General features: G+C 59.5%; 22 protein-coding genes and 1 tRNA gene. 17 read left to right on the top strand and 6 right to left on the bottom strand.

Annotation, left to right across the window (positions count from 1 at the left end):
* Positions 1 to 42: 42 nt before the first annotated feature.
* The 6 genes from hisF to PKE98_RS15615 all read right to left on the bottom strand — a co-directional run bounded on the left by hisF (position 43) and on the right by PKE98_RS15615 (position 4,954).
* Positions 43 to 813, bottom strand: a complete 771-nt coding sequence (gene hisF, locus PKE98_RS15640; RefSeq protein WP_271196234.1) for an imidazole glycerol phosphate synthase subunit HisF — start codon at positions 811 to 813, stop codon at positions 43 to 45.
* Positions 814 to 823: 10 nt separating this feature from the next.
* The gene (hisA, locus tag PKE98_RS15635; protein ID WP_271196233.1) at positions 824 to 1,561 is read right to left on the bottom strand and encodes a 1-(5-phosphoribosyl)-5-[(5-phosphoribosylamino)methylideneamino]imidazole-4-carboxamide isomerase; all 738 of its coding nucleotides are present in this window, start codon (positions 1,559 to 1,561) and stop codon (positions 824 to 826) included.
* Between the two features lie 39 nt (positions 1,562 to 1,600).
* Positions 1,601 to 1,858, bottom strand: coding sequence for a DUF2164 domain-containing protein (locus PKE98_RS15630; protein WP_271196232.1), 258 nt, complete (start codon positions 1,856 to 1,858; stop codon positions 1,601 to 1,603).
* Positions 1,858 to 2,496 (bottom strand): imidazole glycerol phosphate synthase subunit HisH, encoded by a 639-nt coding sequence (gene hisH, locus PKE98_RS15625; RefSeq protein ID WP_271196231.1) that lies wholly within the window; start codon positions 2,494 to 2,496, stop codon positions 1,858 to 1,860. The genes PKE98_RS15630 and hisH overlap by 1 nt, the downstream gene beginning before the upstream one ends.
* On the bottom strand, positions 2,496 to 3,089 hold the full coding sequence (gene hisB / locus PKE98_RS15620) for an imidazoleglycerol-phosphate dehydratase HisB (protein WP_108096430.1): 594 nt from the start codon (positions 3,087 to 3,089) through the stop codon (positions 2,496 to 2,498). The genes hisH and hisB overlap by 1 nt, the downstream gene beginning before the upstream one ends.
* 209 nt (positions 3,090 to 3,298) lie before the next feature.
* Positions 3,299 to 4,954, bottom strand: coding sequence for an OFA family MFS transporter (locus PKE98_RS15615; protein ID WP_271196230.1), 1,656 nt, complete (start codon positions 4,952 to 4,954; stop codon positions 3,299 to 3,301).
* Between the two features lie 165 nt (positions 4,955 to 5,119).
* On the opposite strand from PKE98_RS15615, the gene PKE98_RS15610 reads away from it, so the two are divergent.
* From PKE98_RS15610 to PKE98_RS15530, 17 genes are all read left to right on the top strand, one after another.
* Positions 5,120 to 5,518, top strand: coding sequence for an acetyl-CoA sensor PanZ family protein (locus tag PKE98_RS15610; protein ID WP_271196254.1), 399 nt, complete (start codon positions 5,120 to 5,122; stop codon positions 5,516 to 5,518).
* Between the two features lie 152 nt (positions 5,519 to 5,670).
* Positions 5,671 to 7,899, top strand: coding sequence for an AsmA family protein (locus PKE98_RS15605; protein ID WP_271196229.1), 2,229 nt, complete (start codon positions 5,671 to 5,673; stop codon positions 7,897 to 7,899).
* Positions 7,896 to 8,963, top strand: a complete 1,068-nt coding sequence (mutY, locus tag PKE98_RS15600; RefSeq protein ID WP_271196228.1) for an A/G-specific adenine glycosylase — start codon at positions 7,896 to 7,898, stop codon at positions 8,961 to 8,963. Before PKE98_RS15605 ends, mutY begins: the two co-directional genes overlap by 4 nt.
* On the top strand, positions 8,960 to 9,247 hold the full coding sequence (locus tag PKE98_RS15595; RefSeq protein WP_271196227.1) for an oxidative damage protection protein: 288 nt from the start codon (positions 8,960 to 8,962) through the stop codon (positions 9,245 to 9,247). The genes mutY and PKE98_RS15595 overlap by 4 nt, the downstream gene beginning before the upstream one ends.
* A gap of 77 nt (positions 9,248 to 9,324) precedes the next feature.
* Positions 9,325 to 9,400 (top strand) — tRNA-Phe (locus PKE98_RS15590).
* Positions 9,401 to 9,574: 174 nt separating this feature from the next.
* Entirely contained in the window at positions 9,575 to 10,798 is a 1,224-nt protein-coding gene (locus PKE98_RS15585; protein WP_271196226.1) for a tyrosine-type recombinase/integrase, read from the top strand.
* A 101-nt stretch (positions 10,799 to 10,899) separates the two neighbouring features.
* The gene (locus tag PKE98_RS15580) at positions 10,900 to 11,817 is read left to right on the top strand and encodes a hypothetical protein (protein WP_271196225.1); all 918 of its coding nucleotides are present in this window, start codon (positions 10,900 to 10,902) and stop codon (positions 11,815 to 11,817) included.
* 124 nt (positions 11,818 to 11,941) lie between these two features.
* Positions 11,942 to 12,175 (top strand): helix-turn-helix transcriptional regulator, encoded by a 234-nt coding sequence (locus PKE98_RS15575; protein WP_271196224.1) that lies wholly within the window; start codon positions 11,942 to 11,944, stop codon positions 12,173 to 12,175.
* The gene (locus PKE98_RS15570) at positions 12,172 to 12,411 is read left to right on the top strand and encodes a hypothetical protein (protein WP_271196223.1); all 240 of its coding nucleotides are present in this window, start codon (positions 12,172 to 12,174) and stop codon (positions 12,409 to 12,411) included. The genes PKE98_RS15575 and PKE98_RS15570 overlap by 4 nt, the downstream gene beginning before the upstream one ends.
* 278 nt (positions 12,412 to 12,689) lie before the next feature.
* Positions 12,690 to 12,935: a hypothetical protein gene (locus PKE98_RS15565; protein WP_271196222.1), complete on the top strand. Its 246-nt coding sequence runs from the start codon at positions 12,690 to 12,692 to the stop codon at positions 12,933 to 12,935.
* The gene (locus PKE98_RS15560) at positions 12,932 to 13,156 is read left to right on the top strand and encodes a hypothetical protein (protein WP_271196221.1); all 225 of its coding nucleotides are present in this window, start codon (positions 12,932 to 12,934) and stop codon (positions 13,154 to 13,156) included. The genes PKE98_RS15565 and PKE98_RS15560 overlap by 4 nt, the downstream gene beginning before the upstream one ends.
* Positions 13,153 to 13,407, top strand: coding sequence for a hypothetical protein (locus PKE98_RS15555; protein WP_271196220.1), 255 nt, complete (start codon positions 13,153 to 13,155; stop codon positions 13,405 to 13,407). Before PKE98_RS15560 ends, PKE98_RS15555 begins: the two co-directional genes overlap by 4 nt.
* Positions 13,408 to 13,409: 2 nt before the next feature.
* The gene (locus PKE98_RS15550; RefSeq protein ID WP_271196219.1) at positions 13,410 to 13,820 is read left to right on the top strand and encodes a CHC2 zinc finger domain-containing protein; all 411 of its coding nucleotides are present in this window, start codon (positions 13,410 to 13,412) and stop codon (positions 13,818 to 13,820) included.
* A complete protein-coding gene (locus PKE98_RS15545) occupies positions 13,817 to 15,055 on the top strand; it encodes an AAA family ATPase (RefSeq protein ID WP_271196218.1) in 1,239 nt (412 codons plus the stop codon). Before PKE98_RS15550 ends, PKE98_RS15545 begins: the two co-directional genes overlap by 4 nt.
* On the top strand, positions 15,052 to 15,345 hold the full coding sequence (locus PKE98_RS15540; RefSeq protein ID WP_271196217.1) for a hypothetical protein: 294 nt from the start codon (positions 15,052 to 15,054) through the stop codon (positions 15,343 to 15,345). The genes PKE98_RS15545 and PKE98_RS15540 overlap by 4 nt, the downstream gene beginning before the upstream one ends.
* Positions 15,346 to 15,483: 138 nt before the next feature.
* Positions 15,484 to 16,155 carry an HK97 family phage prohead protease gene (locus tag PKE98_RS15535; RefSeq protein WP_271196216.1) on the top strand — a complete coding sequence of 224 codons (672 nt, stop codon included), beginning with the start codon at positions 15,484 to 15,486 and terminating at the stop codon, positions 16,153 to 16,155.
* A gap of 9 nt (positions 16,156 to 16,164) precedes the next feature.
* Positions 16,165 to 17,307 carry a phage major capsid protein gene (locus PKE98_RS15530; protein WP_271196215.1) on the top strand — a complete coding sequence of 381 codons (1,143 nt, stop codon included), beginning with the start codon at positions 16,165 to 16,167 and terminating at the stop codon, positions 17,305 to 17,307.
* The last annotated feature ends 1,176 nt before the right edge of the window (positions 17,308 to 18,483 follow it).

Genomic DNA, 18,483 nt, shown 5'->3' with positions numbered 1-18,483 from the left:
CTCGACGGCAGGGTGCATTGCGCCCCCCCACCGCCCACTTGATCAACGCACCACAATGCCCCGGCTTGCCATATAAGCCTTTGCCTCTGGCACGGTGAATTCGCCAAAGTGGAAAATACTGGCCGCCAATACTGCCGAGGCCTTGCCTTCGAGAATACCGTCCGCCAGGTGCTGCAGATTGCCCACACCGCCAGAGGCGATGACCGGTATGCCCACGGTTTCGCTGATGGCGCGGGTAACGCCCAGGTCAAAACCGTTTTTCATGCCGTCCTGGTCCATGCTGGTCAGCAGGATTTCCCCGGCACCGAGGTCTTCCATTTTTTTCGCCCACAACACGGCGTCGAGCCCTGTGGGTTTACGCCCGCCGTGGGTGAAGATTTCCCAGCGCGGGGTTTCGCCCGGCAGCGAGACCTTCTTGGCATCGATAGCCACCACGATGCACTGCGCGCCAAACCGCGAGGCGGCTTCGCCAACGAACTCGGGGTTGAACACGGCAGCAGTGTTGATCGACACCTTGTCGGCACCGGCGTTGAGCAGGTTGCGGATGTCCTGCACGGTGCGCACACCGCCGCCGACGGTCAGCGGAATAAATACCTGACTGGCCATGCGCTCCACCGTATGCAGGGTGGTGTCGCGGCCATCGACGCTGGCGGTGATGTCGAGAAACGTAATTTCATCGGCACCCTGCTCGTCATAGCGGCGAGCGATTTCCACCGGGTCACCGGCATCACGGATGTTCTCGAATTTGACACCCTTGACCACGCGGCCATTGTCGACGTCCAGGCAAGGGATGATGCGTTTGGCCAGCGCCATGGGTCAGTCCTCAGCCGTTGTAGGCGTCGCAGTAAGCCTGAGCTTCAGCAACGTCCAGAGTACCTTCGTAAATCGCCCGGCCGGTGATGGCGCCGATAATGCCGGGCGCTTTAGCGTCCAGCAGCGCCTTGATATCGCCCAGGTTGTGAATGCCGCCAGAAGCGATCACCGGAATCCTGGTGGCCGCCGCCAGCGCAGCGGTGAAGGGCACGTTGCAGCCTTGCATCATGCCGTCTTTGGCGATGTCGGTATAAACGATGGCAGACACACCGTCGGCCTCAAACCGCTTGGCCAGGTCGATTACCTGCACGGTGCTGACTTCGGCCCAGCCGTCGGTCGCGACGAAACCGTCTTTTGCGTCCAGGCCCACGATCACTTTGCCCGGGAAGGCCTTGCAGGCCTCAGCTACGAACTCAGGCTGCTTGACGGCCTTGGTGCCGATGATCACGTAGCTCACGCCAGCTTTGACGTAGTGCTCGATGGTCTCCAGCGAACGGATGCCGCCGCCGATCTGGATCGGCAGGTGCGGGTAGCGCTTGGCGATGGCGGTCACCACCTCGCCATTGACCGGCTGGCCTTCGAAGGCGCCGTTGAGGTCGACCAGATGCAGACGGCGGCAGCCGCCCTCAACCCATTTCGCGGCCATGCTCACCGGGTCATCGGAGAACACCGTGGAATCTTCCATGCGGCCCTGGCGCAAGCGCACGCAGGCACCGTCTTTAAGGTCGATAGCGGGGATAATCAGCATCGGTTGAACCTGCTCAAGTCTTGGAATTCGGGAAAAGGGTCAGCTCTTTTCGAGTGCCCACAAGTCGCTTTCGATGCTCATGAACCTGTCAGCCAGGTGCGCCTGCACATCGGCAATTGCCTTGTTGTAAAACAGCGGAGCCACTTCGCGGGTAAAGACCTCGAGCACTTCCTGGGCCTCAAACGAGCCCAGCTCCAGCTCGAAGCGGTCTTCCAGAAAGCGCTTGAGCACGGCCACTGCGGCAGTTTCCTGCGCGGGCTCGAGGCTCAGGCTCGGTGCCTTTGGCTTACGGCTCATTACCAGCGCCCATCCCAGGCGGCGAAGTTCTGCAGCAGCTGCAGGCCGTGGGTGTGGCTTTTTTCCGGGTGGAACTGCACGGCAAAGCGCGAGCCGTCGGCCAGGGCAGCGGCGAAGTCGACACCGTAGTGCCCCCGGCCGGCGATCTGCCGGGCATTGGCCGCTTCTATATAGAAGCTGTGCACAAAGTAGAAACGCGCCAGATCCGGAATGCTGTGCCACAGCGGGTGGTCGAGGGTTTGCGCCACTTCGTTCCAGCCCATGTGCGGCACTTTCAGGGCTTCGCCCTCTTCCACCAGGTCTTTGCCAAAGAAACGCACTTGGCCTGGGAATTGGCCGATGCAATCGACGCCGCCGTTTTCTTCGCTGCGGTCGAGCAAGGCTTGCATGCCGACGCAGATGCCGAGGAAGGGACGATCCTGGCTGACTTCACGCACCAGGCTATCAAAGCCCAGGCGACGAATTTCAGCCATGCAATCGCGAATTGCACCGACGCCCGGGAACACCACGCGGTCGGCTTCGCGAATCACATTAGCGTCGCTGGTGATCTGCACCCGGCCGGCACCTACGTGCTCAAGGGCCTTGGCCACCGAGTGCAGGTTGCCCATGCCGTAGTCAATGACTGCAACCGTTTGCATTACAGGCAACCCTTGGTCGACGGCATCTGCCCGGCCATACGCTCATCCAGCGTTACCGCCATGCGCAGAGCACGGCCGAACGCCTTGAACACGGTTTCGATCTGGTGGTGGGTGTTGTAGCCACGCAGGTTGTCGATATGCAGGCTCACCAAGGCATGGTTTACAAAGCCCTGGAAAAACTCCTGAAACAGGTCGACATCGAAGCCGCCCACGGTGGCGCGGGTATAGGGCACATGCATTTGCAGGCCCGGGCGCCCGGAGAAGTCGATGACCACGCGCGACAGCGCTTCGTCCAACGGCACATAGGAATGGCCGTAACGCACGATGCCTTTCTTGTCGCCAATTGCTTTGGCAAAGGCCTGGCCGAGGGTGATACCGACGTCTTCCACCATGTGGTGGTCGTCGATATGCAGATCGCCTTCGGCTTCGATATCCAGGTCGATCAGCCCGTGGCGGGCAATCTGGTCGAGCATGTGCTCAAGAAAAGGCACACCAATGGCAAAGCGTGCTTTGCCGGTGCCATCCAGATTGATAGACGCTTTGATCTGGGTTTCCAGAGTGTTGCGTTCGACGGTCGCCGTACGTTCGGCCATCACCAGCTCCACGAAATCATTGTGCAAAAGGGCGTGCATTATAGGCCGGCTTCCGGGTCGTCGGCCATGCTGCGTTGCGTCCTCGCTTTTAATGCTCATGTACTCCAGTACGCTGCGGGGCGCCTGGCCTGGCTTTAGCTCTGAAAGCCTCGACCGAGAAACAACAAAGCCGACGTTGCGTCGGCTTTGTTTTACAGCGTTTAGCTAGCTCAGCTGAAGAGAACCACCGTCTTCAAGAGGGTTACCCAAATGCCCCATGCCAAAGGAATACCAACCGCTAACCAAGCCACGACCACCAACGGCTTGCTCTTCGGATCAGCCGTCCACTCCAGATCGGCCGCGCTCAGCACGGTGTCATGCCCAATGGCACGCTCAGCCGCCAGCTCCGCCTCGGTCATAAAGTGCTTGGCATTCACTGGCTTCACCAGAGCGTTGCAGATAAAGCCAACCACCAGCATGCCGGCGAGGATGTACAGGGTGATGTCGTACGCATCGGCCTTGGCCACGCCCACGCTCAGTTGGTACTCGCGAATGTAGTTCACCAATACCGGGCCGAGGATGCCGGCGAATGCCCAGGCAGTGAGCAGACGACCGTGAATCGCGCCGACCATCTGCGTACCGAACAGGTCCGCCAAGTAAGCCGGCACCGTGGCGAAACCGCCGCCGTACATGGACAGAATCAGGCAGATGCTGAACACAAACAGCGCCACGCTACCCAGGTGGCCGGTCCACGGCACCATGGCATACAGCACGAAGCCCAGGGCGAAGAACACGAAGTAGGTGGTTTTGCGACCGATCAAGTCAGAGAACGACGACCAGAAGAAACGCCCACCGATGTTGAACAGGCTCAGCAAACCGGTGAAGCCGGCCGCGATGATCGCGATCTGCGCCAGTTGCTCAGGGCTCAGCTCGCCGAAGCTCTGGTGCGTGCCGATCAGACGCCCGGCAAACACTTCCTGCAGCAGCGGCGAAGCCATGCCGATAATGCCGATACCGGCCGACACGTTCAGGCACAACACCGCCCACACCAGCCAGAACTGCGGGGTTTTCCACGCCTTGCTGACGTGTACATGGCCCTTGGTGATCATTTCGTTGTTGACCTTCTTCACCGGCGGCGTCCAGCCCTCAGGCTTCCAGCCGGTTGGCGGCACGCGGTAAGCGAGCGCGCCACCCATCATAAAGATGAAGTAGATAACGGCCATCACCACGAAGGTCTGCCACACGCCAACACTCTCGGCGCTGGCGAAATGGCTCATCAGTTGAGCGGCCAGCGGCGCGCCCACCATGGCGCCACCACCAAAGCCCATAATAGCCATACCGGTGGCCATACCACGCTTGTCCGGGAACCACTTCACCAGCGTCGACACAGGTGAGATATAACCCAGGCCCAGGCCGATACCGCCGATAACCCCGGAGCCCAGCCACATCAGCCAGATCTGGTGGGTATACACACCGAGCGCCGAAATCAGCAGACCGCCGCACCAGAACACGGCCGAAACCACACCCGCCTTACGCGGGCCGGCATGTTCCAGCCAGCCACCGAAAATGGCAGCCGAGCAACCGAGAAATACGAAGAACAAGGTGTACAGCCAGCCCAGCATGGAGATGGGCCAATCGCAATCGGCGGCAAATACTTGCTGGAGGAAGCCAAGATCGGCACCACACGCGACCGGCGCGCTAATACCAATGGCTTTGGACAACGGCAGCCAGAACACGGAAAAACCGTAGGCCATACCGATACACAGGTGGATGGCGAGTGCGGCAGGCGGCACTAGCCAACGGTTGAAGCCGGGAGCGGCAATGATGCGCTCCTTGGACAGAAACGCAGATTTTGCGCCGCCGGCCACTGCAAGGGCGTCACTCATATAGAGGATCTCTCGTTAATTTTTAGTATTGGCAGACAAGGTGAAGCTGTAACGGCGAAAGCATATCGCCCGTGGACGTACGACGACTAGGTTTGCGCGTACCATTTGTTGCCCAACGCACATTTGATTCCGATCAACGTCACTTCAAGAGGCTTTAACTCAGGCATGCCAGTACTTGTAGAAGAAATATTTGAACCCTCAAGTCAGGATTCAAGCGACCTGCAAAAGATTTATCACGACGCGCCGGACTGGTTGATCGCCCCCTTCACCGACCGCGATGCCCTGATAAAAACGGCAATTGCCAAGCGCCAGTTGCTAGCAGGCCGTTTCAATGACCGGCTGCTCGCCGCAGCCATCATCGAAAAGGGTGAAAATCACTGGCGCCTGTCGCATCTGTGCGTACGCACCGTCACCCGCAAACGCGGCGTTGCCCGCCGCCTAGTGGCCGAAGCCCAGCGCCTGGCCAACGAGGCCGGCAAACGCTTGCACCTGGCAGCACCCGCGGGTCATCTGGAAAGCCAGGTACTGGCCGCCAAAATCGGATTGCCGCTCCTCCCCCTCTAACCCCGCCTAGCCGACAGGGCACAGCAGGCGGAACCACCGCCTGCTGTGCCCATCCAATCCTCCAGCCACCCTTACCGCTGGTCGGCGTTATACTCCGGCATCAGTTTTTCCAGCCTCTTTCCGCTTTCCATTTCATAAAAAAGGAATCGTCCATGAAATCGTTTGGCAAAATCCTGGGTCTGTTCTCCCTCGGAGTCTTGCTGATCCTCGTGGCGCTGGGCTTTGCCCTCACCCACCTGTTCGATCCCAACGACTATAAAGACGAAATCCGCCAACTCGCCCGCGACAAGGCCAACCTCGAGTTGAACTTGAACGGCGATATCGGCTGGAGCCTGTTCCCCTGGCTTGGCCTGGAACTGCACGACGCCACCCTGGCCAGCGCCACCACCCCCGACCAGCCATTTGCCGACCTGCGCATGATCGGCTTGTCGGTGCGCGTGTTGCCGCTGCTGCGCCGCGAAGTGCAAATGAGCGATATCAAGGTCGACGGCCTCAACCTGACCCTGACCCGCGACGAACAAGGCCGCGGCAACTGGCAAGACATCGGCCGCCCAGCCAAGCCCGCCGCCCCGGGCAGCAACGACCAAGCCGCGGCCACCACGCCGGCGGCCAACGAAAGCACGCCAGACAGCAAACCCTCGCAGCCGCTGAAACTGGACATCGACAGCCTCACCCTGGCCAACACCCGCATCGACTACAAAGACGCCAAGAGCGGCAAGCAATTCACCGCCGAAGGCATTGAGTTATCCACAGGCGCCATTCGCGAAGGCGCCAACATTCCGGTGAAACTCACCGCCTACCTCGGCACCAATCAACCGGTGCTGCGCGCCAAGACCGAAGTGGCCGGCGTGCTGCGCTTCGACCGCACCCTCAAGCGCTATCAGTTCGAAGACCTGAAACTCTCCGGTGAAGCCTCCGGCGAGCCGCTGAACGGCAAAACCCTGACCTTCGCCGCCCAAGGCCAACTTCTGCTCGACCAGGGCGCGCAGATTGCCGAATGGAACGGCCTGAAACTCTCCGCCAACCAACTGCGCGCCCTTGGCGAGCTGAACGTGCGCGAGCTGGATAAAGAACCGCAGCTCACCGGCGGCCTGTCCATTGCCGAATTCAACCTGCGCGAATTCCTCGAAGGCATCGGCCGTGCGTTGCCGCCGATGAGCGACGCCAATGCGCTGAGCAAAGTCGAACTGGTCACCCGCCTGCAAGGCAACGCCAACAGCCTGGCTCTCAACGAGCTGAAACTTAAAGTCGACGAAAGCGCCTTCACCGGCAGCCTGGCCGTCACCGACCTGGCAAAGCAGGCCCTGAGCGTTCAACTCAAGGGCGACAAGCTCAACCTCGATAACTACCTGCCGCCCAAAACCAAGGACGACCAGGCCCAACGCAGCAACCGTCAGAACGAAGTCAGCGGCGTGCTGGCCAGCGCCGGCAAAGACGGCAACAGCGACCTGCCCAACCCGCCAAGCCAACAAGCCTGGAGCGAAGAGCCAGTGCTGCCCATCGACCAACTGCGCAAAGTGACCGCTGACGTAAACATCGGCCTGGGCCTGCTCACCGTCGACAAGCTGCCCATCGAAAACGCCAGCATCAAAGCCAACGGCAAAGACGGCCTGCTGACGCTGGAAAATATCCGCGGCGACCTCTACAACGGCAACTTCAACGCCACCGCCAGCCTCGACGTACGCCCGGCCGTGCCGCTGCTCAAGGCGCAGAAACGCATCAGCCGCGTGCCAGTGGAAAAACTCCTCGCCACTCAGCAGGCCAAACCGCCCGTACGTGGCCTGCTCGACCTCAACGCCGACATCACCACCAGCGGCAACAGCCAGAAAGCCTGGGTAGAAGGCCTGAACGGCAGCGCCAGCTTCGCCCTGAGCGACGGCGCGCTGATCGACGCCAACCTCGAACAGCAACTGTGCAAAGGCATCGCCACCCTCAACCGCAAATCCCTGAGCGGCGAGCCGCGCGGCAAAGACACACCGTTCGAACAACTGGACGGCACCCTGAGCTTTCGCAACGGCGTGGCCAACAACCCGGACATGAAAGTGCGCATCCCCGGCCTGCGCGTGAACGGCAATGGCGATATCGACCTGCGCGTGCTGGGCATGGACTACCGCGTCGGCATCATCATCGACGGCGACAAGAGCGACATGCCCGACCCCGCGTGCCAGGTGAACAAACGCTACGTCGACATCGAATGGCCGCTGCGCTGCCGTGGCCCACTGGAACTGGGCGCCAAAGCCTGCCGCCTGGACAAGGACGGCATGGGCAAGGTGGCCGCCAAACTCGCCGGCGACAAACTCAATGAAAAACTCGAAGAGAAGCTTGGCGACAAAGTCAGCCCAGAACTCAAAGATGCACTCAAGGGCCTGTTCAAACGATGAACCCCGAGCAATTTTCCAGCGCGGTACTCGACTGGTACGACCGCCACGGCCGTAAAGACCTGCCTTGGCAGCACAACATCAGCCCGTACCGCGTATGGGTGTCGGAAATCATGCTGCAGCAGACCCAGGTCAGTACTGTGCTGGGCTACTTCGACCGCTTTATGACCGCGCTGCCGACCATAAAAGCCCTGGCCGAAGCACCGGAAGACGAAGTGCTGCACCTGTGGACGGGCCTGGGCTACTACACCCGCGCCCGCAACCTGCAGAAAACCGCACAGATCGTAATGGCGCAGCACGGCGGCGAATTCCCCCGCGACGTTGAGCAACTCACAGCACTGCCCGGCATTGGCCGCTCCACCGCCGGCGCCATCGCGAGCTTGTCCATGGGCGTGCGCGCGCCGATCCTCGACGGCAACGTCAAACGCGTGCTTGCCCGTTACGTCGCCCAGGAGGGCTACCCCGGCGAGCCGAAGGTTGCCAAACAGCTCTGGGACGTCGCCGAACGCTTTACCCCGCACCAGCGCGTAAACAACTACACCCAAGCGATGATGGACCTGGGCGCCACCCTGTGCACCCGCAGCAAACCCAGTTGCCTGCTCTGCCCGCTGCAAAGCGGCTGCCAGGCCCATATGCTCGGTCTGGAAATCCGCTACCCCATCGCCAAGCCGCGCAAAGCCCTGCCGCAAAAACACACCCTGATGCCCATTCTCGCCAACCGCGACGGCGACATCCTGCTCTACCGCCGCCCGTCCACCGGATTGTGGGGCGGCCTCTGGAGCCTGCCCGAACTCAGCGAGAGCGCAGCGCTGGACACCTTCGCCGCCCAACGCGGCTTAACGCTTGGCAGCCGCCGCGAACTGGCCGGCATCACCCACACCTTCAGCCACTTCCAACTGGCCATCGAACCCTGGCTGATCCAGGTCGAGGGCAACACCCACGGCGTGGCCGAGGCCGACTGGCTCTGGTATAACCTCGCCACCCCGCCCCGCCTGGGGCTGGCGGCACCCGTGAAAAAGCTACTGAAACGCGCCGCCGACGAATTGAAAGCTGGAGAACCGACATGACCCGCACCGTACACTGCCGCAAACACAAACAAGACCTGCCGGGTCTGCTGCGCCCGCCCTACCCAGGCGCCAAAGGCGAAGACATCTACAACAACGTCTCCCAGCAAGCCTGGGACGAATGGCAAAAACACCAGACCCTGCTCATCAACGAGCGGCGCCTGAACATGATGAATGCCGAAGACCGCAAATTCCTCCAGGCCGAGATGGACAAATTCCTCTCCGGCGAGGAATACGCCCAGGCCGAAGGCTACGTAGCGCCTAGTGATTCCGAGAAAAAATCGTAAGCGCCCGGATTAATTAAATATTTTTTAAAAAGCGTGTTGACAGAGGTGCTTCAAATCCGTCTAATAGCGCCCCGTTGGCCCAGGTAGCTCAGTCGGTAGAGCAGGGGATTGAAAATCCCCGTGTCGGCGGTTCGATTCCGTCCCTGGGCACCATTATTCGTTTTCAGGTAGTGCCAAAACCACCCGAAAGCCCCTAAGAAACCCGCCTAGTGCGGGTTTTTTATTGCCTACGATTCCCTACCCTTCCCTTGTAAGCCCGAAGCTTTGGGGGCATCTTTGGGGGCATGGCCGGTTCGGTCACCTTCCATGCCCCCAAAACGGTGCTACATGGCCCTCAAAGTCTCGCCCCTTACCGACTCCGCCCTAAAGGCGGCAAAGCCCAAGGAAAAGCCCTACAAGCTCGCTGACGGCCAAGGGCTTTATCTTGAGGTGATGCCCAACGGTTCGAAACTCTGGCGACTCAAGTACCGGCACTCGGGAAAGGAGAAGCGGCTTTCCTTTGGCGCATACCCGACCGTCCCCCTGCTTAAGGCTCGCCAGCGACGCGATGAGGCCCGGCAGAAACTGTCGGATGGTCTGGACCCAGGCGAGCAGAAGAAAGTCGTCAAACAGGCGATGAAGGCCGAGCAGCTCACATTTGAAACACTGGCCCGCGAGTGGTACGCCTACAACTCTCCACGCTGGGCGGAGAGCACCGCGTACAAAGCCAAGCTCTATTTGGAAAACGACCTGGTGCCCGGCATTGGCTCTCGGCCGGTCGCCAGCATCACCCGACCGGATCTGGTCGACCTGGTGCGCAAGGTCGAAGCTCGAGGCACCCTTAACGCCGCCGGGAAAATACGGCAGTGGTTGCACCAGATATTCCGCTACGGGCTGGCCAAGGGTGTGGTGGAAAACAACCCGGCCACTGATCTGGACGTGGTGGCGGCCCCAGCGAAAGCCGCTCGCCACCACCCACACGTTCCCCTTGCGGAGTTGCCGGAGCTGTTGGAAAAGCTCGAGGCCGGCCGGATAAGCAACCTGACCCGCTGGGCTATCCGCCTGCTGATATTCACGGCCGTTCGCCCGGGCGAGCTGCGCGCTGCCCCCTGGTCCGAGTTCGACCTGGACAAGGCCACCTGGACGATACCCAAAGAGCGAATGAAGGCCCGGCGGCCGCATGTGGTGCCCCTACCCCGCCAGGCGGTGGATATCCTGCAGAAACTCCGCGAAATCACCGGTAGCTATCCGCTGTTGTTCCCTGGGCAACAGAGCAGCGAACGCCCTATGAGCGAGAACACCATCAACAAGGCGCTGCGCCTGATCGGGTACGAAGGGCGACAGACTGGCCATGGCTTCCGCCACCTGTTGAGCACCGAGCTAAATGGCCGCGGATACAACCGGGACTGGATCGAGCGCCAGCTTGCCCATGGTGACTCCGACGAAATCCGAGACACCTACAACCACGCGAACTACCTGGAGCAGCGCCGGGAAATGATGCAGGCCTGGGCAGATTCAATCGACGCCCTGTGCGCTGGGGCTACCGTGGTGAGCATCAAACGAAAGGCATAGAGAATTTTGGCTGGCCTAGCTCGACGGAGCGAAAAGCGGACTTCCCACCCGCCTGACTTGCAGACCTATTCAGTAGCGGGAGCATTTGGGAGGGTGACGTTATGAATGGCGGGATAATAGATGGCATAGACAAAACGCAATTATTGGGGCATCGCAGCACGCAAGATGAATTAGTAGAAAAGCACATCACTGACGTAATTCATCAACATAACACCCTTGGTGAAAGCCTGGTTGAGTTGGAAAACTTCGGCGTCTGGATGATGACACTTCAAGAAGCCGCTGAGCTAATCGCCTGCGATCAATGGGCTGCCGGGAATGTAAACATCCCAGCACTTGATGAATATAGTGGCCACCTACTGTCATACGAGACAATCTCCGAGCTTGTTAATATCACGGAGATATTCCTACCAAAACTGATTAATGCCGTAGAAATAGGTCGCCTTAAAGCCGCGAGAACCCTGCGAGATTTTGATGAGCTCATTGTTCCGGATTTGACATTCGTTGATTACAGCGCGTTATGTGAGTGGCTGACTGGAAGAGGATATACCCCTGGGGAGGCGTTTGAGGAATGGTATGACCGGGCTATTAATATCTCGGACAGACTGGTCGAAGAGGTAATCTGGCTGCGAAGGGCCGCTAGGGATGAACTAAAAGCAATGCCTGTAACGATTGGCTACTCGAGCATTCAGGTGATTGACAACGAAGCAGGCGTCGAGGTGTTAACTAGCCAACTAAAGTCAGCTCTTTTAGAAAATCAGCACTTACGAGAAAGATTGGCTAAAGCTGAGTTAGCTCGACAAGAAACAGCACACAACACATCCAAAAGGTCACATTTGCTGGCCACTGCTGCACTGATAAAACTAATAGAGTCGCCAATTGATCGCCCAAGACCTCAAGGAATGAAACAGTCCGCCATCAAGTCAGCTATTTTGGAGCGCTTTTCTTTTCGTGGCTTGAAGGAGCGCAATCTTGACGAAATATTTTCTGCCGCAAACAAGGCTATAGCAGAAGAGGAATAACCTCGCGCAGCGAGTTATACAATTACCGCAATTGCGGAACGAAAAATCGCAATTGCGGTTACACCTACCGTAATCCGTCCCAGCATGGAGCCATGTTCCCAACGCCACCCAAGGAGGCGACAACATGGCCGCACAAGCCCAAGCCGTACCGCTCGAACAGCCCCGCCGTTTCATCAAACTCCGCGAAGTCAAAACGCTTACCACCCTCTCCACTTCCGAACTGTATCGCCGCATCGCTGACGGTGCTTTCCCGCGCCAAGTTCCCTTGGGCCCTAAATCCGTAGTTTGGATTGAGTCCGAGGTTTTGGCCTGGTGTGACGCCCGCATCGCTGAAAGCCGCGCTGGGGTGGCAGCATGAGCACCTATCAGGGTCACCGCGTAGAAGACCACCAGGACTTCATTTTCAACCAGTTGCTGCCCAGCATCGTCGGCTATGCCCGCGACAGTGGTACGCCCTCCGAGGTAGTCGCATTCGCCTCATTCCTCAGCTTGGCGACGATCCTTCATAGCAAAGGAGTGCCCCGCGCAACCATCATCGCGGCCATGGATGCGGCGCGCGTGCCTACGCACTTGGCTCCGGAGGTAGTGCAATGATGCTTGCTCCCCTGCCGTCTCCGCGCTATCTTTCGGCCGTCGCTGCAAATTCAGCGACCGGGCGTGGAAACCCGTTTAAGCAAAAGGCGCACAGCGCCCAAGATTCAATCTCCGGCGTTTTTTTATGCCTGAGATTCCGCTTTATGGCGGCTGTGCGTGGGCAGACTTCGGTCTGGCCGGGTACCTTTTGCCCCGGTATTTCCACCCCACGCATAGCTGCCACCCAATCCCGTGGAAAGGACAGTGGCAGCTCCTCGAAAGCAGAAGGAGCTACACCTATGACCACCCTCACTCCGTCCAAGATCCGCGCCGCTGCCCACCGGGCTATGGCTCTCGCCGCACTCCGCAGTAACTCCTCCCTCTCTGTTCGCCTCAATCGCTACAACCACCACCGTGCTATCCAGCGCGCTCTCGAAGCCCAGGCCGACGCTTGCGACTGGCTGGAGTCTCTGGACGGTGACGCATGGGCCGATGCCTGTGAAGAAATCGCCGCTGCCCAAAAAGCTAAGGCGGTGGCGCAATGAGCCTTCACTCCAACGAAGCTGCCGATCACGGCAACCGCCTGGCCATATCGGGCCTGGCACTCGAAGCCCTCGCCGATCTGCTTGGGCACGACGGCAGCGAACATCACCTCTCCGGGGCTCAGGTGTACGGCCTGGCCTGCGCGGTTTACGCCATTGGCACATCGGTACGTGACCAAGGCGCCGCCCTTTGCGATATCGCAGAGAAAGGAGCGGCGCAATGAGCACGAACCACGAGCGAGTTGCCCTTATCGCCAACGAAGCCGTTGATGCCCTGCAGGTCAGTCGTGAACACACACGCTGGCTGTCCGCCCTGGGCAAGGCAATACACACCGACCTGACCGCAGGGCAGGGATTCATAGCCAAAGACTTGGCGAGCCTGGTTCAGTATCTGGCGGACGATCACTCCAACGTCCTCGATTCCCAGGCACGCGACTTTGAAGCCGGCCTGCTCCAGCACGACCTGAGGGCTTAACCATGAAAAATCAAAACGGCGCAATTGCGCCGGCGGGATCGGCTTGCCTGGATTTGGTGCTGGACCGCCTCACCAAAGTGAAAAGTGCTGGTGCTGGAAAGTGGATTGCCTGCTGCCCGGCACACAACGACAAGAGCCCCAGCCTCAACGTAAGCGAAGCCGCCGACGGGAAAGTACTGCTGCACTGCTGGGCAGGTTGCAACGCTCGGGATATCACCGCCGCAATCGGCCTGGAGCTGGCCGATCTGTTCCCAGGCAAACGCGAGCCACGGCGAGGCCCAAGCAAGGCGGCCGTCAACCATGAGCGCATGGTCTATGCCGTGGGCAGCTCGCTCCTACAGCAAGGCCAATTGCTTAACGCAGAAGATCAGGCCCGGTTTGAGTTGGCCAAGCAACGACTGGGGGTCAAATGACTACTGATCGATTTGCAGACCAATGGGCAGAGGCGCCTAAACCGGCCAGCCCCCCGACTTGGCGGGCCAATCTTGTATCCGCCGCCTCCATTACTCCAAAGGCCGCCCGATGGTTATGGCCCCAGTGGCTACCCCGGGGGATGCTCACCATCCTGGCCGGCGCCGGTGGCGATGGGAAAACCACGCTTACCCTGGGCTTGATTTCCACCATGACCAGCGGAGGACGGTGGCCGGACGGCTCTCACTGCAACGAAAAGCAAAACGCTGTGATTTTCTCAAGCGAGGACTCGGCAGAGCACACCATCATTCCCCGCTTGATCGCTGCCGGTGCTGACCTGAACCGAGTATTCATCATGCAGGGCCGGATCAACGACCTGGACGAACTGGAGCCGTTCGACCCATCCCGCGACTGCGACCTGCTGGCGCGGGAATTGGAGCGCATCGGCGGCGCCGGCTTGATCATGATTGATCCCATCGTGGCCGCCGTGAGCGGCGACATGCACCGCGCTAACGACGTTCGCCGGTCGCTACAGCCTCTGGTCAACCTAGCCGAGGAGCACGGCTCCGCGGTAGTGGGAATTTCTCACTTCAGCAAAGGTAGCCAGGCCAGCAGTCCAGCCGAGCGTGTTTTGGGCAGCCAGGCATTTACCGCGCTTGCGCGAATGGTGCTGGTCAGTGCCAAAAGGGAAGGTGAAGAAGACAGGGTACTGGCTCGGGCGAAGTCGAACATAAGCGCCGACGTTGGCGGATGCACCTACACGATTCGCCCGGTAACTATCGACGGCGGTATCGATACGGTGGTCGCGACATGGGGCGATGTCATCGAAGGCAGCGCTCGCGAAATCTTGGCAGACGCCGAACAGCTCACCTCAGATGAAGTACCAGACCAAGACGACCCGGCCGAAACGCTACGGAGAGTTTTGAGTGCTGGCCGAGTGAGCGGAAAGGATGCCAAGCGGGTGATGACCGACAATGGTTTTTCGGCCAAACAGGTTCGCTCAGCTCGCGAAAAACTCGGCGTGGAAACTGTCCGGGAAGGCTTCGGAAAGGAGATCGTTTCGTTCTGGTCGCTCCCTGCATTCGTGCCCTTTTCTCCATTCGTGCCCTCGAAAAACCATTCGTGCCCACTCCCGGGAGAGGGCACGAATGATGAAAAAGGGCACGAATGGGAAAACGAGCCGAGTGCAAACGAGTCCGTAGAAGCCGAATTGAGCGATGACGAGGTGGCCATATGAGCACCGCCATCGACTACCTAAAACAGTTCGGTTTGGCAGCCCGAAAAAAGGGAAACCGTGTGGTGGTTTCCCCTCGGGAACGGGTCACGGGCGACCTTCAAAAGTACATCCGTGCACATCGCATCGAGCTGCTCGCAGAGCTGGCCGCAAACGATGGATATGAGCGCCGCTGCTACTGGGTCGTCACCGTTCCTGGAACGCGCCCGTTCACGATGATTGCCAACCCTATGACCCGATCCGAGGCGACGGACAGCGCAAAGGCCATTTGGCCCGATGCCCTGATCGAGTAACCACTTGCGCTCAAAGCGCTCACTCGTATACTGGGTGCGCATACAGCTCGTTATGTGCTGTGCCCCGTCCCAGTTGCGCGTGATGCGTTCCCTGAGCGGCAAATGATCCCTATTTGCTCCCTTTGCGAGAACCATTCCATGCGTACGTTTCAGACAGCCCCTATTCAGTTCAAATTTGCCGCTTCCGACCAGGCCGGCACATTCTCGGGTATTGCTTCGCCGTATGGCGGTGAGCCCGACGCCCACGGCGATCTAATCGCCCCAGGCGCCTACACAAAATCACTCGATCGCCACGCCAAAGCCGGCACCCGGCCGGCTTTGCTTTGGCAGCACGACCAGTCCAACCCGGTCGGCGTGTGGCTTGAGTTTGAGGACACCACGGACGGGTTGCTCGCCCACGGCCGGCTCACAACTGACGTGCCCCAGGCCAAGGCCGCCTATTCGCTAATGATGGATGGGGCGCTGGCGCTCAGTATTGGCTACACCATCCCCGCCGGCGGCGCAGAGATCGTCAACGGCGCCCGCCTGCTCAAAGAAATTGACCTGATCGAAGTCTCCCTGGTGGCTCTCCCCGCGAACCCAGCGGCGCGAATCACCAGCGTTAAATCCTTCGATCCCTGCAACCCGAACCCAAGAGAATTTGAACGCGCCGCGCGTGATGCGTTGGGGCTTTCTGCCCGCGAAGCCAAAAGGCTTATGGCGGGTGGCTGGAACGGTCTTGTTCGAGATGAGCAACCCGACGACAGCGCAGACCTGGCGCGAATCGCCGCCAAACTCCAACGCATCACTGCGACCCTTCAAGGGCGCTGAGGTATCACCATGTCAATCGAACTACTCACCAAGGCAGTTGAAGAACAAACCGCCGCCGTTGTCGAAATGAAAACCAAAAACGAGGCAGAAATCGCCGAGCAAAAATCGGAAATTCGCCGGCTCAATGATTTTGTTTCCGACCTGGCGCAGAAGTACGTACGCGGCAATCACTCCGATAGCTTTGAGACCTTCCGTACGCCTGGGGATTTGAGCCTGAAATTCTCTCAGTCCGATCAATTCGCCGCAGTGCAAAACGGCGCACCTACGACCGGCCGGGTGGCCCTGGATGGTGTGTCGATCAAAGCGCTCACCAATGCGGGCGCTGGCGTAACAGGCTCGACCGACTACAACGTGCAAGCACAGCGCGCAGACGGCCTGTACAACGACCCTCGCCGCTCGCTGACCTTGCTCGATATTCTGCCGCGCCTGCCTGTGTCCGTCGGCTCATTTGAGTACATGCGGCTAATCGACTACGTAAACGCTGCAGCCTTCCAAACAGAGGAAGGTCAGCAGAAGGCTGAGGCCACGCTTGAGATGGAGCCAGAGACGGCAACCATTGCGACCATCGCGCACTTCACGCGTGCATCGGTTCAAGTGCTCGACGATGCTCCGGCGCTCGCTCAGAAGATTGGCGACCTGCTGCAGTACGGCTTGCTGGCCAAGCTGGAGGCCGAGTTGGTGTCGGGCACTGAAGGCAAAGGGCGCATCAAAGGACTAGTGGATTTTGCGATTCCTTTCGCAGTGACCGGCACCCCGGCTCCCGTCGACGCTATCGGACAGGCTGTTGTTGGCATGAACAGCAATGGCTGGGAGGCCGGTCTGATCGTGATGAACCCGGTCGACTGGTTCACCATTTCCAGTGAGCGAGGCACTGATGGGCAGTATGTCCTGGGCAGCCCTCGCGATCCCTCGCCGCCCGCGCTTTGGGGCGTACCGGTAGTCACCACCCCAAGTCTTGCGGTTGGATCGGTTCTGGTGGTCGACCCCAACCAGGTGGCCATCCTCGACCGCGAGCAACCGAGCCTCATGGCTAGCCGCGAGTCCGGCAACAACTTCACCACCAACATGGTGACGCTGCTGGCAGAAACCCGCGCCGGCCTCGCAGTGTTCTCTGCTGGTGCTGTGCTGGTGGTGGACCTGACCCCGGCCTAATAGCGAATGCTGGTGCAATACGGGCGTTAGTCGTGAGTGGCCTGGCAAGAAATAACCGCGACAGCCTGCGCAGCCTATTCCTTAGGGGCTGGTGGCAGGCATCCTCCTCTCATGGTCCAAATCTGGATCATCGCTACCCCGCCTAAACATGGCTCCGATTTGCGCCATCTAGTCCGTCTAGAACGCCTCGCCCGCTTACCCCTGTTATGCGGCGATTCACGGTGAGACGTACCCGAGACAGAAACATTTGTCCTACCCAGCGAGCGCCAGCAATGGCGAGGCTTCTAGCCGTTCTGCCGCTTAGTGGAACAGGAGCTATTAAAGGGGTCAAACCGCCGACTTGGCGGATTGGAGATCGGCGAAAGATTGGCTGAGTCTTGAGCCGATCTGCCTGCATGGCGCTGCTGTCAGTGGCTCGCCCATCGCCTCAGTTCTCCGCCTCGATCCGCACGAAAAGCAAAACCGGCGATTAGCCGGTTTGGGGTGCAGCACTGCGCCAGCACGCTCATTTAAGGTGGGATAAAGCCACCCTTATGACGCATCAGATAAGCAAGCACCGACCTAGGGTGTGCAGATTCCGCATCCCCTTAAGGGGCTCAGGCTTCCGCTAAGGTTCGAGGAAGGGGCATTAACGAAACCCAGTAGGGCTGGGCATCTGAGGGGGCATCACCTCGCTTAGATGCACGCGCAGGGGGGAGAGGGTGGGTTAAAAGTCCCTGGCATCCGAGACCCGAACGACGGGGGGAGCCTTTTTTCTGTTTCTCCAAAATCGCGATTCTCAGAAAACGCACGTTCCGCACCCAAGGGGGGGGGTGTCCAATCTTCATTGGAAACGACCTCCCGAACGACGGGGGGAGCCAAATTTTCGCGCCGTCAAAATTCTATTTTTGAAATCACGAAAACACCCAACTCCCGCTGGTGCTACGCACCTAGCGATTATTGCGAATGCCTCAGGTAGGATCGGCCGCAAGCCACCGCGACAGAGAGATCACAACCAATGTCGAACCTAGATATTTATTTGCCCTTAGTAGATGGCTCAGCTTGCTGGCCAGTAGCGAAAGGCGACCTCTGCAAGGATGCCATTCAGACTGTCTTTAGCGACGATTGGGGTGCTCCACCGAGGGCGCTAGTTATCAAAGTTTTGAGTGGAAGCGGGAAGGAGATCACCGTGTACAT

The organism is Pseudomonas turukhanskensis (assembly GCF_027922365.1).
GTDB lineage: Bacteria > Pseudomonadota > Gammaproteobacteria > Pseudomonadales > Pseudomonadaceae > Aquipseudomonas > Aquipseudomonas turukhanskensis.
This window is presented reverse-complemented; position numbering and strand designations above follow the sequence as displayed.

What these genes read in the sequence shown, in the direction of transcription:
- hisF (WP_271196234.1), bottom strand. Translation starts at nt 813, where the DNA reads ATGGCGCTGGCCAAACGCATCATCCCTTGCCTGGACGTCGACAATGGC.
- hisA (WP_271196233.1), bottom strand. Translation starts at nt 1,561, where the DNA reads ATGCTGATTATCCCCGCTATCGACCTTAAAGACGGTGCCTGCGTGCGC.
- PKE98_RS15630 (WP_271196232.1), bottom strand. Translation starts at nt 1,858, where the DNA reads ATGAGCCGTAAGCCAAAGGCACCGAGCCTGAGCCTCGAGCCCGCGCAG.
- hisH (WP_271196231.1), bottom strand. Translation starts at nt 2,496, where the DNA reads ATGCAAACGGTTGCAGTCATTGACTACGGCATGGGCAACCTGCACTCG.
- hisB (WP_108096430.1), bottom strand. Translation starts at nt 3,089, where the DNA reads ATGGCCGAACGTACGGCGACCGTCGAACGCAACACTCTGGAAACCCAG.
- PKE98_RS15615 (WP_271196230.1), bottom strand. Translation starts at nt 4,954, where the DNA reads ATGAGTGACGCCCTTGCAGTGGCCGGCGGCGCAAAATCTGCGTTTCTG.
- PKE98_RS15610 (WP_271196254.1), top strand. Translation starts at nt 5,120, where the DNA reads ATGCCAGTACTTGTAGAAGAAATATTTGAACCCTCAAGTCAGGATTCA.
- PKE98_RS15605 (WP_271196229.1), top strand. Translation starts at nt 5,671, where the DNA reads ATGAAATCGTTTGGCAAAATCCTGGGTCTGTTCTCCCTCGGAGTCTTG.
- mutY (WP_271196228.1), top strand. Translation starts at nt 7,896, where the DNA reads ATGAACCCCGAGCAATTTTCCAGCGCGGTACTCGACTGGTACGACCGC.
- PKE98_RS15595 (WP_271196227.1), top strand. Translation starts at nt 8,960, where the DNA reads ATGACCCGCACCGTACACTGCCGCAAACACAAACAAGACCTGCCGGGT.
- PKE98_RS15585 (WP_271196226.1), top strand. Translation starts at nt 9,575, where the DNA reads ATGGCCCTCAAAGTCTCGCCCCTTACCGACTCCGCCCTAAAGGCGGCA.
- PKE98_RS15580 (WP_271196225.1), top strand. Translation starts at nt 10,900, where the DNA reads ATGAATGGCGGGATAATAGATGGCATAGACAAAACGCAATTATTGGGG.
- PKE98_RS15575 (WP_271196224.1), top strand. Translation starts at nt 11,942, where the DNA reads ATGGCCGCACAAGCCCAAGCCGTACCGCTCGAACAGCCCCGCCGTTTC.
- PKE98_RS15570 (WP_271196223.1), top strand. Translation starts at nt 12,172, where the DNA reads ATGAGCACCTATCAGGGTCACCGCGTAGAAGACCACCAGGACTTCATT.
- PKE98_RS15565 (WP_271196222.1), top strand. Translation starts at nt 12,690, where the DNA reads ATGACCACCCTCACTCCGTCCAAGATCCGCGCCGCTGCCCACCGGGCT.
- PKE98_RS15560 (WP_271196221.1), top strand. Translation starts at nt 12,932, where the DNA reads ATGAGCCTTCACTCCAACGAAGCTGCCGATCACGGCAACCGCCTGGCC.
- PKE98_RS15555 (WP_271196220.1), top strand. Translation starts at nt 13,153, where the DNA reads ATGAGCACGAACCACGAGCGAGTTGCCCTTATCGCCAACGAAGCCGTT.
- PKE98_RS15550 (WP_271196219.1), top strand. Translation starts at nt 13,410, where the DNA reads ATGAAAAATCAAAACGGCGCAATTGCGCCGGCGGGATCGGCTTGCCTG.
- PKE98_RS15545 (WP_271196218.1), top strand. Translation starts at nt 13,817, where the DNA reads ATGACTACTGATCGATTTGCAGACCAATGGGCAGAGGCGCCTAAACCG.
- PKE98_RS15540 (WP_271196217.1), top strand. Translation starts at nt 15,052, where the DNA reads ATGAGCACCGCCATCGACTACCTAAAACAGTTCGGTTTGGCAGCCCGA.
- PKE98_RS15535 (WP_271196216.1), top strand. Translation starts at nt 15,484, where the DNA reads ATGCGTACGTTTCAGACAGCCCCTATTCAGTTCAAATTTGCCGCTTCC.
- PKE98_RS15530 (WP_271196215.1), top strand. Translation starts at nt 16,165, where the DNA reads ATGTCAATCGAACTACTCACCAAGGCAGTTGAAGAACAAACCGCCGCC.